This window comes from Exiguobacterium sp. s50 (assembly GCF_018618175.1).
Taxonomy (GTDB): Bacteria; Bacillota; Bacilli; order Exiguobacteriales; family Exiguobacteriaceae; genus Exiguobacterium; species Exiguobacterium chiriqhucha.
The window spans coordinates 1-15,140 of the sequence record NZ_JACSLP010000011.1 but is presented as its reverse complement, the minus strand read 5'-3'; the positions used below and the strand labels follow the sequence as shown (position 1 = coordinate 15,140).

At 53.0% G+C, this 15,140-nt stretch carries 14 protein-coding genes; 6 read left to right on the top strand and 8 right to left on the bottom strand.

The genetic code is table 11. The features are described 5' to 3' along the window. The first annotated feature begins 13 nt into the window (after positions 1-13). Entirely contained in the window at positions 14-1,507 is a 1,494-nt protein-coding gene (locus KNP68_RS13350) for a peptide MFS transporter (RefSeq protein ID WP_021067488.1), read from the top strand. A 49-nt stretch (positions 1,508-1,556) separates the two neighbouring features. On the opposite strand, the gene KNP68_RS13345 is transcribed toward KNP68_RS13350, so the two are convergent. Next, a complete protein-coding gene (locus tag KNP68_RS13345) occupies positions 1,557-2,852 on the bottom strand; it encodes a glutamine synthetase family protein (RefSeq protein ID WP_021067489.1) in 1,296 nt (431 codons plus the stop codon). 192 nt (positions 2,853-3,044) lie between these two features. On the opposite strand from KNP68_RS13345, the gene KNP68_RS13340 reads away from it, so the two are divergent. Beyond that, a complete protein-coding gene (locus KNP68_RS13340; protein ID WP_029595428.1) occupies positions 3,045-4,082 on the top strand; it encodes an SDR family oxidoreductase in 1,038 nt (345 codons plus the stop codon). A gap of 41 nt (positions 4,083-4,123) precedes the next feature. Here the strand turns inward: KNP68_RS13340 and KNP68_RS13335 are convergent, their stop codons facing one another. After that, a complete protein-coding gene (locus KNP68_RS13335; RefSeq protein ID WP_021067491.1) occupies positions 4,124-4,447 on the bottom strand; it encodes a YflT domain-containing protein in 324 nt (107 codons plus the stop codon). A 103-nt stretch (positions 4,448-4,550) separates the two neighbouring features. Next, positions 4,551-4,778, bottom strand: coding sequence for a hypothetical protein (locus KNP68_RS13330; protein WP_214714908.1), 228 nt, complete (start codon positions 4,776-4,778; stop codon positions 4,551-4,553). 112 nt (positions 4,779-4,890) lie between these two features. Here KNP68_RS13330 and KNP68_RS13325 point away from each other — a divergent pair, with 112 nt between their 5' ends. Together KNP68_RS13325 and KNP68_RS13320 are read left to right on the top strand one after the other, a co-directional pair. Continuing rightward, positions 4,891-5,949: a GTP pyrophosphokinase gene (locus KNP68_RS13325; RefSeq protein ID WP_021067493.1), complete on the top strand. Its 1,059-nt coding sequence runs from the start codon at positions 4,891-4,893 to the stop codon at positions 5,947-5,949. Between the two features lie 91 nt (positions 5,950-6,040). Then, positions 6,041-6,478, top strand: coding sequence for a MarR family winged helix-turn-helix transcriptional regulator (locus tag KNP68_RS13320; protein WP_021067494.1), 438 nt, complete (start codon positions 6,041-6,043; stop codon positions 6,476-6,478). Between the two features lie 100 nt (positions 6,479-6,578). Here KNP68_RS13320 and KNP68_RS13315 read toward each other — a convergent pair whose 3' ends face one another. From KNP68_RS13315 to KNP68_RS13295, 5 genes are all read right to left on the bottom strand, one after another. Beyond that, positions 6,579-7,217: a class F sortase gene (locus tag KNP68_RS13315; protein ID WP_236355686.1), complete on the bottom strand. Its 639-nt coding sequence runs from the start codon at positions 7,215-7,217 to the stop codon at positions 6,579-6,581. Beyond that, the gene (locus tag KNP68_RS13310; protein WP_021067496.1) at positions 7,165-7,962 is read right to left on the bottom strand and encodes a DUF4397 domain-containing protein; all 798 of its coding nucleotides are present in this window, start codon (positions 7,960-7,962) and stop codon (positions 7,165-7,167) included. The genes KNP68_RS13315 and KNP68_RS13310 overlap by 53 nt, the downstream gene beginning before the upstream one ends. A gap of 253 nt (positions 7,963-8,215) precedes the next feature. After that, on the bottom strand, positions 8,216-8,929 hold the full coding sequence (locus KNP68_RS13305) for a glycerophosphodiester phosphodiesterase (protein WP_029595424.1): 714 nt from the start codon (positions 8,927-8,929) through the stop codon (positions 8,216-8,218). Between the two features lie 11 nt (positions 8,930-8,940). Next, a complete protein-coding gene (locus KNP68_RS13300) occupies positions 8,941-10,407 on the bottom strand; it encodes a carboxypeptidase M32 (RefSeq protein WP_021067498.1) in 1,467 nt (488 codons plus the stop codon). A gap of 66 nt (positions 10,408-10,473) precedes the next feature. Next, on the bottom strand, positions 10,474-12,006 hold the full coding sequence (locus KNP68_RS13295) for an FAD-dependent oxidoreductase (protein ID WP_131472626.1): 1,533 nt from the start codon (positions 12,004-12,006) through the stop codon (positions 10,474-10,476). A gap of 201 nt (positions 12,007-12,207) precedes the next feature. Between KNP68_RS13295 and KNP68_RS13290 the strand changes: the two genes are divergently transcribed. Further along, complete coding sequence (locus KNP68_RS13290; protein WP_035385667.1) at positions 12,208-13,185, top strand: D-alanyl-D-alanine carboxypeptidase family protein; 978 nt, start codon at positions 12,208-12,210, stop codon at positions 13,183-13,185. A 358-nt stretch (positions 13,186-13,543) separates the two neighbouring features. Further along, positions 13,544-15,025 carry a sodium/proline symporter PutP gene (gene putP, locus KNP68_RS13285; protein WP_029595420.1) on the top strand — a complete coding sequence of 494 codons (1,482 nt, stop codon included), beginning with the start codon at positions 13,544-13,546 and terminating at the stop codon, positions 15,023-15,025. Positions 15,026-15,140 lie beyond the last annotated feature (115 nt).

Below are 15,140 nucleotides of genomic sequence, written 5' to 3'. Positions count from 1 at the left end.
GGAGGGATCTTTCATGGAAAGGATCGATAAACAGAAAATTGTGGACAGCGTGCCACAAAAAGGTTTTTTCGGACAACCTAAGGGTTTGTTCACGCTATTCTTCACTGAGTTTTGGGAACGGTTCTCGTATTACGGGATGCGTGCGATCCTCGTCTTCTACATGTATTACGAGGTATCAGATGGCGGTCTCGGTCTCGACCAGAACGTCGCCTTGTCCATCATGTCGGTGTATGGCGCACTCGTCTACATGTCGGGGGTCATCGGGGGATGGCTCGCTGACCGTGTGTTCGGGACGTCCCGGGCCGTCTTCTTCGGCGGTGTGTTCATCATGCTCGGTCATATCGTACTGTCGATTCCGGGTAGCCTGACGTTCTTGTTCATCTCAATGGCGTTGATCGTCATCGGGACCGGTCTCTTGAAACCGAACGTCTCGAGTATCGTCGGTGATTTATACAATGAGACGGACCGTCGTCGTGACGCCGGGTTCAGTATCTTCTATATGGGGATCAACCTCGGTGCCTTCATCTCGCCTTTGATCGTCGGAGGGGTTCAAAAGAGTTATGGCTTCCATTGGGGCTTCGCGCTCGCCGCGGTCGGGATGTTCATCGGTCTCGTCGTCTTCATGGTCACGAAGAAAAAGAACCTTGGTCTCGCCGGTTCATACGTACCGAACCCGTTGACACCGTCTGAAAAGAAAAACGCAATCAAGTATACGACGATTGCAGTCGTCCTCATCGGTGGTCTGTTGGCCGTGTTGATTCCACAAGGGTTGTTCACGATTAACACGTTCATCGGTCTCGTCGGTGTGTTCGGGATCGCGATTCCGACGATTTATTTCATCGTCATGTATCGTAGCCCGAAAACGACGGAAGTCGAGCGGTCACGGATTATCGCCTATATCCCGCTGTTCATCGCCTCGGTCATGTTCTGGGCGATTCAAGAGCAAGGCGCAACGATTTTGGCCAGTTATGCGGATAAGCGGACCGACCTTGAATTTTTAGGGTTCACGCTGTCACCGGCCTGGTTCCAGTCGCTCAACCCGTTGTTCATCATCATGCTCGCTCCGGTGTTCGCATGGCTTTGGGTCCGACTCGGTGACCGTGAGCCGAGCATCCCGACGAAGTTCGCCTTCGGGATTTTGTTCGCAGGGTTAAGTTTCTTGGTGATCTTGCTCCCGGCCTACTTCGGTGGCCCGGACACGCTCGTCAATCCGCTCTGGCTCGTCCTCAGTTACTTCATCGTCGTGCTTGGTGAGCTCAGCCTGTCGCCGGTCGGTCTGTCGGCGACGACGAAACTCGCCCCGGCTGCCTTCTCGGCCCAAACGATGTCACTCTGGTTCTTGTCGAACGCGGCGGCACAAGGGATTAACGCCCAGCTCGTTCGTTTCTATTCACCAGAGAACGAGATGCTCTACTTCGGGATTATCGGTGGAGCAGCGATTGTACTCAGTATGATTTTGTTCGCTCTCGCCCCGGTCATCAAAAAGTATATGCGCGGGATTCATTAAGCGTAAAAGCCCATTCCTCGGCCGAGGAATGGGCTTTTGTATACGTTGCTTATTTACGGACTTGGATGAGCGACAAGTAGCGGTCGATCAAGTCATGGTTGAAGTAATCATGGAACCGGTCCGACTTGAGCGATTGAATCGACTCATGGAACGTCGCCGGGAGTGACGAGATGCCTTGGCTTTCAATCTGCTTCGCCGAGTACTCGAACAAGTCGTCCTCGTTCGGTGCCGACGGCTCGAGCTGTTGCTCGATGCCCTCGAGTCCGGCATAAATCAATGCCGCAAGCGCGAAGTACGGGTTCGCACTCGGGTCTGGGTTACGGACTTCGACGCGCGTCGCGCTTCCACGTGACGCCGGAATCCGAATCATCGAACTGCGGTTCGATGGGCTCCAACAGATGTTGACCGGTGCCTCGAAACCTGGCACGAGACGTTCATACGACTCTGGGAGCGGGTTCGTGAAGATAGCCGTTGCGCGGGCATGCTTCAGAATCCCTTCGATGAAGTGACGGGCCGTGAGCGATAGACCGTAGTCTGACTCCGGCTCTTCGAATGCGTTCACCGTCGGGTTGCCGTCCTTGTCGTTCTTCCATACCGAGATGTTGAGGTGCATCCCCGAACCATTCACGTCACGGAGCGGTTTCGGCAAGAACGATACTTTTGCACCTTTCTCTTGGGCTGCCAATTGAACGATTTCTTTAAAGAACTGGATGTTGTCGGCCGTGTGGAGCGCGTCATCGTATTTAATCCCGATTTCGTGCTGGGCCGGTGCGACTTCGTGGTGGACCGCCTCGATGTTGAAACCGACTTCGCTCAAGCGGTTGGCGATATGTTGGCGGACCTCATACCCTTTGTCTTCCGAACGTGTCGAGAAGTAACCCGCCTCATCATAAAATTCACCATTCTCGTCGAAGATGAAGAATTCCGGCTCAGCGCCGACGAAAATCGAGTAGCCGTCACGTGCAGCCCGCTCGAGGGCATCCTTCAAGACGTTGCGCGGGTCGAACTCGTAACGTTCGCCGTCCGGTGTGCAGACGTCACAGAAAAAGGCGAGAATGCTCTCGTCCCCATCCTGCTCGTAGCGTGGACGATCTAAATCCGGTCTCAAGAATAGGTCTGAGTTTTTGATGGAAGAAAAACCGGCGATGGATGAACCGTCAAACATCGTCTTCCCTTCAAAGACTTCCGGCAACAATTTTGCAGAGAGAGTCAGTAGCTTCAAGTCTCCAAGCACGTCGGAGAAGTACATGTGGATTTGTGTGATCCCTTTCTCCTGAACCGTTTTTTCAATCTCTTCTTGCTTCTTCCTGTTGCCATCCTTGTCTGTTCCGAATAGATTAGCCATGATTCCAAAAAACCTCGCTTAAGTTATTTGACAGATCAACACTGTCATGACGTACCTTGCGTACGCTTCTCCTTAAGTCATAACCGACTTTAAAAATTATTAAACCCCTAATTTTATTCTTTAGGTTGAAAGTGGCTCATTCCGTTGCCACTTGTTATGATGGGGAGAGACTGAAAAGAGAGGAAGAACGCTGTGAATATTTTTATGACCGGTGCGACCGGATTTTTGGGAGGACGGCTCGCCCGCGAGCTGATTCATCGTGGGCATACGCTGTGCGTCCTCGCCCGTACACCTGAGAAAGTGGAGGCGATGTTCTCACGGGACGAACGTCGCTCCATCACTGTCCTGGCCGGGGATTTGACGGCCCCGTTCCTCGGAGCAGACGAGCGGTTCATCACCGATCATGACCTTTCATTCGACTTGGTGCTCCACATGGCGGCCCTCGTCAAATTCGATGAGGAGCTCCGTGAGGAACTGTTCGAGACGAATTTGACCGGGACGAGACAAGCGCTCGCGCTCGCAAAGGCGCTGCATTGCCCTCGCTTCTTCCACGTCAGCACGGCGTACACGCTCGGAGCACGCGAGGTCGGCGATGAGACGTTGTATGCGACCGACCAGACGTTCCATAATCCGTACGAGGAGAGCAAGGCGCACGCCGAACAGGCCGTCTGGGCGGAACGGGACCACCTCGACGTCTCGATTTTCCGTCCCGCCATCATCGTCGGTGACTCGAAGACCGGTGAGGCCGACTCGAAGTTCACGATGTACGGCTATATGCGCGCTCTCGAGGTGTTCAAGCGCCGCCTCGAGCGCCGTGGGGCACCGGATGGACCGATCCGTCTCCTCGGCTCTGAGACCGGCACGTCGAACCTCGTCCCGGTCGATTATGTGGCTGATGTACTCCTCGCTGCCATCGAACACGCTAAACCGGACACGATTTATAACGTGACGAACGATGCCCCGCCGCGCAACGTGACCATGCTCGACTATATGAAGCAAGCGCTTGCGTTCCCGCACTTGAAGATCACGGAGACGGCGACGTCTTCGCTCAGCCAAGCCGAGCAGACGTTCAACGAGATGGTGAAGGTGTTCAATCCTTACTTGAATCGCGATATCGCGTTCGACGACGCCAATACGAAACGTCTGTTGCAGGACGCTGGGTTCAAACCGCTCGATTTGAACGAGCGGTCGCTGCGCCGGATCGTGAACGCCTATTACGAGACGAAATGACGAAAAGAGCCGAAACTGACGAGGGTCAGTTCCGGCTCTTTTTATGACTTGTCGCAGACGAGGACGATTTTCCCGGCCTGAATCTCTCCTTCGAGCGATTCGACCATCTCTTTCGTCAGACCGAGGCTCTCGAGCTGCTCGATCCGGTCATCCGAATTTTTTGTAAACTTCGACATGAGCGACTCCCACAGCCCTTTTTCAGTGATGCGGTATGGTTGCACACCCGCTTCTGCAGCGAGCCGCACCGTCAATTCTTCATCTCTCGCAAATAAGTAAATGTGCTCGTTGACACATCCCCCTGACACCATCCCGTTCACTTCATGGTCGACCGAGGTCATATCCCGCACGATTCTTGTTTCTAACATATTCATCCTCCTAAACGTCCGCTGATCTATAATCGAATAATATACTATTCCCGAAAAATGAGTCACAAAACCCATTTCGTCCAGCGATTTGAAAAAGAGGGGTTCAAGAAAACGTGGCGCTCCAGTCCTCGATCCCGAAATGTTCGACGATGCCTTGGATGCGGGTCCGTTCGTCCGATTCAGACGACACATCTTCGCGACTGACCCGAACGATATTGATCCCGGTCTGCCAGTCGATCTTTCCAGACCGATAGCCTGCTTGTTGCAACAACCCGGCAACGATTTCGAGCTTCTCACGCTCGGTCGATTTCAACGTATGGCTCACTCTCACGCGTGACACTCCTTCCCGTTCCAAACCGTATTGTATCATAGGGACGGACAACAGATGCGACACCGATTTCTTTGATGCTATACTACATATAATGAGACAAGGAGTGATGTTGATGCCGAGACAGGATATGAACACGATCATGCTCGACTATATGAATGAGAAAGAAGATTACGAGGCGTTCGCAGCCAAGCTGAAGTTACTCCTCAGCGAGCTGTTGAACGACGCCGGCATCCAGTTCCACTCGATCGTCGCCCGGGCGAAGGAAGCCGAGAGCCTGTATGCCAAATTGTCCCGCAAACCGTATCAATACCGGTCGTTGCGCGACGTCCAGGATTTGGCGGGGATTCGGATCGTGACCTATTTCCACGACGATGTCCGTGCCGTGGCCCAAATCCTCGAGGATGAGTTCCGGATCGACCGCGAACAGTCGATCGATAAATCCACGTTGCTCGACCCGAATGAGTTCGGGTATTTGTCGGTCCATTACGTCGTCGGCTTGAGCGACACGCGGCTCGCCCTCGGGGAGTACCGTCGCTATGAAGACAAAGAAGCCGAGATTCAAGTCCGGTCCATCTTGCAGCACGCGTGGGCCGAGATCGAGCATGACCTCGGTTATAAGAACCCGAACGCCGTGCCACCGGAAATCAAGCGCAGCTTCAGCCGTGTCGCGGGGCTCCTCGAGATCGCCGACTCCGAGTTCGTCAATATCCGCAAACAGTTGCGGACGTTCGAACAAGAGACCGTCGAACGGATCGTCGAATCGCCCGATAAGGTGAGCATCACGCGAGATAATTTGAATTACTATATCGCCAATGACGTCACCGTCGAGAAGCTTGACAACGCCATCTTCCAGAGCGATTGGCTACTCGACACCGACTTGTCGACGATCATCGAACTGACGCGTATGTTCCATTACGCGGAGATTCGCACGTTCCAGGACTTGAGCGACACGCTCGACCTCTACTTCAATCGGGCTATTCAATGTGCGACGCTGTTGCCATCGTCTCTCCTGCCCCGTCAAGGAATGGGTGTCGTCTATGCCGTCCTCGCGAAATTGCTCGCAGAAGGGGATGACCAGCAAATCGAGTTCTTCTTCCGACGCTTCTATCCGGATTTGAAACATTACGACGAGGTCATCCAAGAACTTCGTACCCGCGAAGAGCCATCATAACTTTACAGACTTCATGTTTTTGTTGTAGAATGTTTTTATGTTCTGAAATATATGCAAATAATGATATTTTATGTAGGAGGTACTCTTGAGGATGACAACACCTGTACAAACAGCATCCCGCCGTCAGCTCGTCGCCGATGCTGAGCGAGGGATTCGCATGAACTATCGCGGAGTGAAAAAGAACCTCCGGTCGATGTTCTCACAATACTTGACGCGAAACGAATTTTTCATTCTCCGCTCGCTTTGTCAAAACAGTCCTCAAATCGCCTCGGCTCTATCGAACGAGTTCCAATTCTCGGCTTCGATGATTACCGCTCTCGCGGATGAACTCACGAAAAAAGGGTTGATCTCCCGTGAACGCAGCGAACGTGATCGTCGTGTCGTCGAATTGCAAGCGACTGAAGAAGGCCGTGCCTTGTTCGAGACACTGGAAGACATGAAAATCGAGTATTTGATGGACGTGTTCACCGATTTCTCAGATGACGAATTGATTCTTCTGTCAAGACTGCTTGACCGAATGGACGCATAAGAACGACTGGGCCGATTATCTCGGCCTGGTCGTTTTTGTTTCGCCACGCTACAACAAAAAAACCGAGTGTGGTTGGACCACACTCGGGTTCATTCTTGATTTAAGACTTGGCGATCGCCGTGACGACGATACGGTCCCGGTATCCGTACTCTGGGTCATAAGGACCCGCACAAGTGATCAGCTGGAGCCGTTCCGCCTGGGTCGCCGCAAAGATCGAGGCGAGCGGGACGTCTTCGAGCCGATACCGTTCGACGGAAACGACTTCATACGCGATTGCCTTTTTGCCACGCTGGAGCGTCACCGATTCTCCGAGGCGTAAGTCGCCAAGGTTCGCGAAGATGGCCGGACCACTGAGGTCATCGAGATGACCAGATAGGACCACGTTTCCGGTCGCCCCTGCTTTCGCCCCGTACCGATACCAGCCGACCTCATCTGTCTCCGTCGGGGTATCCATCCGGTCGAGTCGGTCTTTCCCGACCGGTTGGATGACCGCGTTGACATCAATTGACGGAATCTTCAGTCGTTTTGGGATAAATGTGTCGGTACGGAATGACTGCCGATCAATTTCGGTCGTTGCTAGGACGAGCGGTTCGGCAAAGCCGACCGTCGTCAATTTCGCGTCCGCATCCGGTGCGTCTGCGCCCGGTGCAATCATAAGGAACGATAACGTTCCGATGAAGAGTAGTTTAAGCGTCTTGCTTCTGACGACGAAAGACGTAGAAGCCAGCTGCTGCTGCACCAAGAACCGCTGCTGCGAGCAACCAGTTCATCGATGCTGTCTGAGCGAGACCACCTTGACCTGTGTCAGGTGCTCCAGCCATTTCCCCACCGTCTGCTGCGAGAAGGACTTCAAACGCTGGTTCGCCTTCAAGGAGTCCGATGGCGAATGCCGTGTAGTTTTTACCGCCTTCGAGAGCGACACCGTCAAGTGCCTTCACGACGTCAGTCGCGCCGGCCGGACGAACTTCAAGGTCATACGTGCCAGCGTCGAGTGTACCGTAGTCACTTACTGCTTTGAACTCGAGGTTCGAGAAGAGTGGGTCGCCGCCTTTAGGAGCGACATCGACTGCCGGTGCGTCAGGTGCGAAGTGAGCGACGCGGACTTTCGATTTTCCATCTTCGAAGTTCGCATCGTCTTCCATTGCTGCGATCTCGATGTTTTCAAGTTGACCAATTGCTGCCGCTGTGTAGAATTTTCCTGCTTCGATTGAGAGGTCTGCCGCAACGACGACCGTCTCTGCATCACCAGCTGGCTTGATTTCCACGTTGTAATCTCCAGCCGGGAGAGTCAAGTAGTCTGTGAGCGCTTTGAACTCTGCGCCTTCGACCGCGACTTCACCGTTGACGTACACATCTACTGCAGGTGCGTCAGGTGAAGCGTGGAGTACACGTACCATCGCGTTCTCGTGTCCATCTGCACTGACCGGCACGATGAGTGCGAACGCCAAGGCGAGTGTACCAAGTAAAGACATCAATTTCTTCATGTGAAATTTCCTCCTTTTTCTGCTTGGGTTGACCGATTGACTGTATACAACAAGTTTGATGCGGTGCTGCAATGTGTGCTACATCTGATTGCTATGTAGCTGGTGACATCTTAAATTTAAGACAACGGAGCAACGGCGTAAAGGTGACGGTGTGCTCTCAATATGCCGCTCAGCACATTTGAAAGAAACCGCTTTCTTTACATTAACCACACTTACCCTTCCCTATTGTTTAAAAACCCCGTAACGCGTAACGTTACGGGGTTGAATGTGCTTTTGCCCAGTCGATGTCATTTACGAACACCGCATCGACGCCGAGTTGACTGAACCGCTCTAGGTCGGGGACTGTTTTCACGGTATAGGGACGTACGGAGAGACCTTCGTCCTGAAGATGAAGAATCTCTTCATCGGTCATCGTCAGGACATTCGGATGAACGGCGGTCGCGCCCACTTTCTTGCAATATGCGACGAGGTCATAGAGCGGTTGTGCCAACAATACGGCACACTCAATTTCTGGCGCCAATTGATTCAAACGCTGGAGCGTCGAATGGTTAAAAGAAGAGAACATGACTTGTCCAACTGGAAGACGCTGGTTTCGAATGGTGTCAAGCAAGAGTTGTTCAATACCAGGATACCGCTCGATATCCGTCTTGACCTCGAGATTGAGGACCATCGATGTCCCTCGGCACAGATCGATCAGTTCGTCTAACGTCGGAATCTGTTCTTGGATAGCGAACGTGACACCGGCATTATAGCCTCGCAGCTCCGATAGAGTCATATCGGCGACACGTCCACGCCCATCTGTCGTCCGATTGATCGTCTCATCGTGGATAAGGACGAGCTTTCCGTCCTTTGTCATGTGCACGTCCGCCTCAATCCCATCGCTTTGTGCTTCGAGTGCGGCCCGGAACGCCGTCATCGTATTCTCCGGATGATGGGCCATCACCCCTCGGTGCGCGAAAAGTTTCATTCGTTTTCGCCTCAGTTCGTTTTGTATTTGTTCGTCAAATAGCGGATGAGCGGGCGGACCGAGATGTCCTCTCCGGTCACTTGCTTGATGAGTTCGTTCGGTGTCAGCGCTTTACCATGGCGGTGGACATTGTCCTCAAGCCATTGTTTGATTGGACCGAACGTGCCCGTGCTGACGAGCGACTCGAAGTCAGGATGCTCATTCTTGAGTGATTCCGTCAATTGAGCGGCGTATATCAAACCGAGGGCGTAACTCGGGAAGTAGCCGAACGACCCGCCGGCCCAGTGAACGTCTTGTAGGACGCCTTTCGCATCACTCGGCACATCGACACCTAGATATTCCTTATAGAGCGCGTTCCATGCCGCTGGCAAATCCTCGACCGACAAATCGCCTTGGATGAGTTGCTTTTCAAGCTCATAGCGGATGATGATATGCAGGCTGTATGTCAGTTCGTCCGCCTCAATCCGGATGAGAGACGGTTTCGCCTCGTTCACGCCGGCATAGAACGTATCAAAATCTATGTTCTGCAACTGTGGATGCTCGGATTGAAGGCGCGGATAGACGCTTTTCAAAAACGCCTCGCTTCGTCCGACAAAGTTTTCAAAGAAGAGGGACTGTGACTCATGGATGCCCATCGAGGCACCGCCCCCGAGACCGAGTTCGTCGAGTTCCGAGTCGATTTGCTGTTCGTACGTCGCGTGCCCGGCCTCGTGCATCGTACCGAACAAGGCGTTACGGAAATCGGTCTCATCATATTTCGTCGTGATGCGCACATCGCGACGGTTGATCGTGATCTCGAACGGATGCACCGTGGCATCGAGACGGCCGCGCGTCAAATCATAGTCGACGACACGCATCCAGTCCTCACACAGTCGTTGCTGAACGGCCTTGTCCATCGACCAGTCGAGCCCTTGGACCGGTTCAGGCAGCTGACGGATCAGCGGGACGAGCTCGTCGCGAAGCGTCCGGAACAATTCATCGAGCTGGTCGACGGTCATCCCTGGCTCATAATCGTAAAGGAGGGCGTCATACGGATGCGATTCGTAGCCGAAATAGTCGGCGAACTTCCGCTGAAATCCGATGATTTTCTCAAGATATGGAGCGAACATGTGCCAGTCATTCTGATCCTTCGCTTTCTCCCACGCCGTCTCAGCCTCAGAGACGAGCGTCACATACGCCTGATATTCTGAGGACGGAATTTTAGCATTCCGTTCATATTGGGTTTTGGCGACCGCGACCGAACGCAACTCGATCGGTGTCAAGTCCTCCGTCTCGGTCATCTCGGCCAACAGCGCCTTGAACGATTCGCTCGTCTGGCGTTTGAACGCCTCGGTCGACAGATAACCAATCGTCTCGGCCCGTAGCGGTGCCGACTGTTCCGGCATCTGGGTACGCATGTCCCAATACAGTAAAGAAATCGCCTCGTCGAAGGCACGCAATTGTTTGAAATGGTCACGCCACTGCTTTGTTAGTTCCATTCTGATTCCACCCCTATGACAGTTATATCGTTACTTCTTTACTTTAATATAGACGACCCGCGTTGCCTATTGTTTCGGCACATCGATTTTCCGATCATAGGCGAGCGGTTGTGTCGCCGGTCCTTCCAACACGTTTCCTTTCGTGTCGAACCGTGAACCGTGGCACGGACAATCCCATGAGCGTTCCGCATCGTTCCAATTGACGGTACATCCCATATGGGTGCATCGTGTCGAGACGAGATGGCATTCGTTGTCGAGGTCACGGTACGCGCCGACCTTCTTGCCGTCGACCTGGACGATCCCGCCTTCATCAAGTTGCAGGTCGTCGAGTGTACCCGGTCTTTCCAGTGACCCTTTGACGAATTGAACGGCCGTGTCGAGGTTCGTCTTTAAGAATTGCCCGACGTCGGCCGGTTTCAATTTCGAGCGTTGTGGGTCCAATAAGTCGTTGAACCGATTCGGGCGCCCGGTCAGTCGATCGGCCAGCAACAGTCCGCCGGCAATCCCATTCGTCATCCCCCACTTGGCGAACCCGGTGGCGACGAACACGTCCGGCTCACGGCTGAACATTTGCCCGATGTACGGGAGGTGGTCCAACGTGATCAGATCCTGGGATGACCAGCGGAAACTTGCTTTCTTGGCCCCGAACGAATCATGGGCGAAGCGGTCCAAGCGGTCATAGCGCGAGCGGGTCTCGGTGACGTGTCCACTCAAGTGTCCTTCGCCTCCGACGAGCATATACGTCTTGTCGCCCTCCTTGAACGTACGGAACGACCGGCTCGGTTGATCGACACTCAAATACATACCGTCCGGGACGCTCTGTTCCGTCTCACAAGCGACGATATAGGAACGCTCGACCTCAAACTTCGAGAAGTACAGCCCCCGGATGTCGTTGAACGGGTAATGGGTGGCGACCACGACCTGATTCGCCTGGACCCGTCGCCCTGTCGACGTCGTGACGATCGGGCGCGGTCCCGAACTGATTTCGCTCGCCCGTGTCTTCTCGTGGAGTCTCCCGCCAGCCGCGACGAAGCGGTTGGCGAGCTCGTGTAAGTATTTGACCGGATGCATCTGGGCCTGGTCGCGAATGACGATCGCTTGTTTGACCTCGAACGGGAGGACCGCCTTCACTTCCTCGGTCGCGTCTCCCCCGGGCAGCTCAAGTTGTGAATACGCCTCACGCTCGGCGACGAGTTGACTCAACCCATCGATTGAATATAAGTATGAATCTTTTGTCTCGAAATCGATGTCGAACCCGGCCTCGACCTGTTGCCGCAAATAGGCGAGTCCCTGTTCGTTGAACTCGTAATAGAGGCGCGCCGTCTCTTGATTGAACGTCCGAATCAATTTGGAATAGACGGTCCCATGCTGAACAGAACATTTCGCGGTCGTGTGGCCGGTCGTCCCCCGGCCGATCTCAGCCGCTTCGAGCAAGACGACTTGCTTGCCGCGCTGTTGCAACTCATATGCCGTGACGAGCCCGGCGATTCCTGCCCCGATGACGACGATATCACACGAAACAGAGCTCTCAAGTCGCGGATAAGGTGTTGCCGCATTGTGCTGACGCCAGAGTGAATTGGTGAACGGATGACGATGCATAAACGTACCTCCTCTAATAAGATAAGTGTCTGTTACTGTGTATACCCCTTCCGATTCATTTCATACGCCTCAATTATTGACCTGATTCTTGATTTTGAAGACGATTTCAGGAGGCCTCATCCATTATGGTAGAAAAGTAAACAATGAAGGAGCGATTATCTAGTGAAACGAAACCGCAGACATCGAAGAAACACGTTCATCATGAGGCGACTCTTTGTCGGCCTCGCCATGATTGGATTACTTGCCATCATCCCTGCATTGATCGGCTTTAAACAAGAAGTAGAACCGAAACCTGTTGCGCCGGCCGCGGCCGCCGTACCGGTCAAACAAGGACCGTCGTTCCCCGAGATTCCAATCAAACCATGGACGACGCAACCGCTCGTGTCGCCCGACACGGCCGAACTTCTCGTCGGATCGATGGCTTTCGTCAATTTAACAGATGGCCAGGTGCTGATTGACAAGAATGGTGCGGACCGCGTCTTCCCGGCCAGTACGACCAAACTGATGACCGCACTTCTCGCTTATGAGAAGGCCGTCGCCGAGAAAGAACTCGATCAAAACGTGGTCATCGTCAAAAAATCTACTTTAGATATCCCATGGGACAGCCATATCGTCCACCTCGCGGTCGGTGACCGCTTGACCGTTCGCCAGGCCTTGTACGCGACATTGCTCGAATCAGGAAATGACGCGGCCAATAGTCTAGCCGAATACGTGAGCGGCTCGACGAATGAGTTCGTCGAACTGATGAACGCACGCGCCCAAGTGCTCGGACTGACCGGGACCCAGTTCCGGAATGCCCATGGCTACTCCGACCCGAATCATTATACGACCGCGCTCGACATGGCTCGCATCACGTATGCGTTCGGCACTTATCCTGAACTCGTCGAGATTGCCGGGACGTATGAATATGAGGCAAAGTTTAAAGACGCTGCTGGAAATCAAAAGCGACGCTGGTGGTATCATCTCGGATCTGCCGTCAATGAACGGAGTATCCATTACTCGAAACTCGTCACAGCGACCAAGACCGGCTATACCGACGAATCGGGCTATACGATGGTGTTCTTGATGGAGCGGGATGGGAAACAATATGCCTTGGTGACGATGCAAGCCAAATCCGGGCAGACGTTCCCGACGATGCGTTCTGTCGAAAAAATCGCGTTCAATCTCACCACCGAGTGATTTAAGCAATCAAACGACGGTTTCTCTCTGTAAAGGGAGAAGCCGTCGTTTGCGTTTAAAGACATAAAATATGACGAATTATATGACAAACAGATGACACAAAAGTGTCACACGCATAACTAATTGTCAGAACATTTAAACTTTAATCATGAAAAATGTTGCGCTCACCCGTTGATACTATGCGCTTTAGAGCCGTTTTCATGAAAAGATGACAGTTTGCAATGATTTCCGTGGTCCGTTATGGTTAGTCACAAGTTCGCCTAGTCATTCAAGTTTGACTCATTTGTGTGAGACACACACATGATTGAACCGTGATTGATTGAATCGACACAATTGAAGGCAAACAGGAGGTAATCAAATGTTATGGCAAGAATGGGTATCCATCGCGCTTTACCTCGTGATGATGCTCCTCATCGGATACGTCGCTTATAAACGGACAACCGATTCATCAGATTATATGTTAGGTGGCCGCAAGATGGGGCCAGGTGTTACCGCCATGTCAGCCGGAGCTTCGGATATGAGTGGTTGGATGTTAATGGGACTTCCGGGTGCAATGTATGCCACGGGATTATCAGCGATTTGGTTAGCCGTTGGATTGGTCATCGGAGCTTACTTGAACTACTTGTTAGTCGCTCCCCGTCTACGTGTCTTCACAGAGATGGCAAATGACTCGATCACGATTCCTGACTTTTTAGAGAATCGGTTCCGAGATCACTCGAACTGGCTACGGATCCTGTCTGCATCCGTCATCATCATCTTCTTCACGTTCTATACGTCAGCCGGACTTGTCTCTGGCGGGAAGTTGTTTGAAAGCTCATTCGGGCTCGACTATCAGACAGGTGTCATCGTGACGATTAGCGTCGTCGCACTATATACACTGTTCGGCGGTTTCACAGCCGTCAGTTGGACGGACTTTGCGCAAGGTGTCATCATGTTCCTCGCTCTCGTCCTTGTCCCAGTCGTCGCCTTGACGGACGTCGGTGGTGTATCAAACGCCGTCGATACGGCTACCACAATCAATACCGAATTGTTCGACCTGTTTGAAGGAACGTCGACGCTCGGAATTATCGGTCTCCTCGCTTGGGGACTTGGGTACTTCGGTCAGCCACACATCATCGTCCGCTTTATGGCGATTCGTGATGTGAAATCATTGAAAACGGCACGTCGCATCGGTATGGGCTGGATGACAGTCTCAATCATCGGTGCTGTCATGACGGGACTTGTCGGAATCGCCTATTTCCGTGGTCAAGGGAATCCTCTCGCTGACCCGGAGACAGTGTTCATCCGCTTCTCAGAAGTGTTGTTCCACCCGTTCATCACTGGATTCTTGCTTGCTGCGATTTTGGCAGCGGTCATGTCGACAGTTTCGTCACAGCTTCTCGTGACATCGTCGGCATTGACAGAAGACTTCTATCGTAAGTTCTTCAATAAAGATGCCAGTGAGAAAACAATGGTCCTCGCCGGTCGAATCGGTGTCCTAACGGTCGGACTTGTCGCGACACTCATGTCGCTCAGCCCGTCGAACACGATTTTGACGCTCGTCGGTTATGCGTGGGCCGGATTCGGTTCAGCGTTCGGTCCAGCGATTCTCTTGTCGCTTTACTGGAACAAGATGACGCGCCAAGGTGCACTTGCCGGTATCCTCGTCGGTGCCATCACGGTCATCCTTTGGATCGTGACTGGACTCTCGGCCGTCATCTATGAGATGGTACCAGGCTTCTTCCTCAGTATGCTTGCTATCGTGCTCGTCAGCACGTTCACGAGCCAACGTGAGCAGAAACGGATCAACCGTGAATTCAGTGAAATGGAAGCTGAACTCGCCGTTGCGAAAAAAGAATAACATTAATCAAAAACGCGGGCCGAACGGGAGGGCACTGAAAAACCTCCGCTCTATCCGAGCGTGAACTGAAAAAAGGTGGATTGGACCGACTCACGTCGGGACAATCCACCTTTTT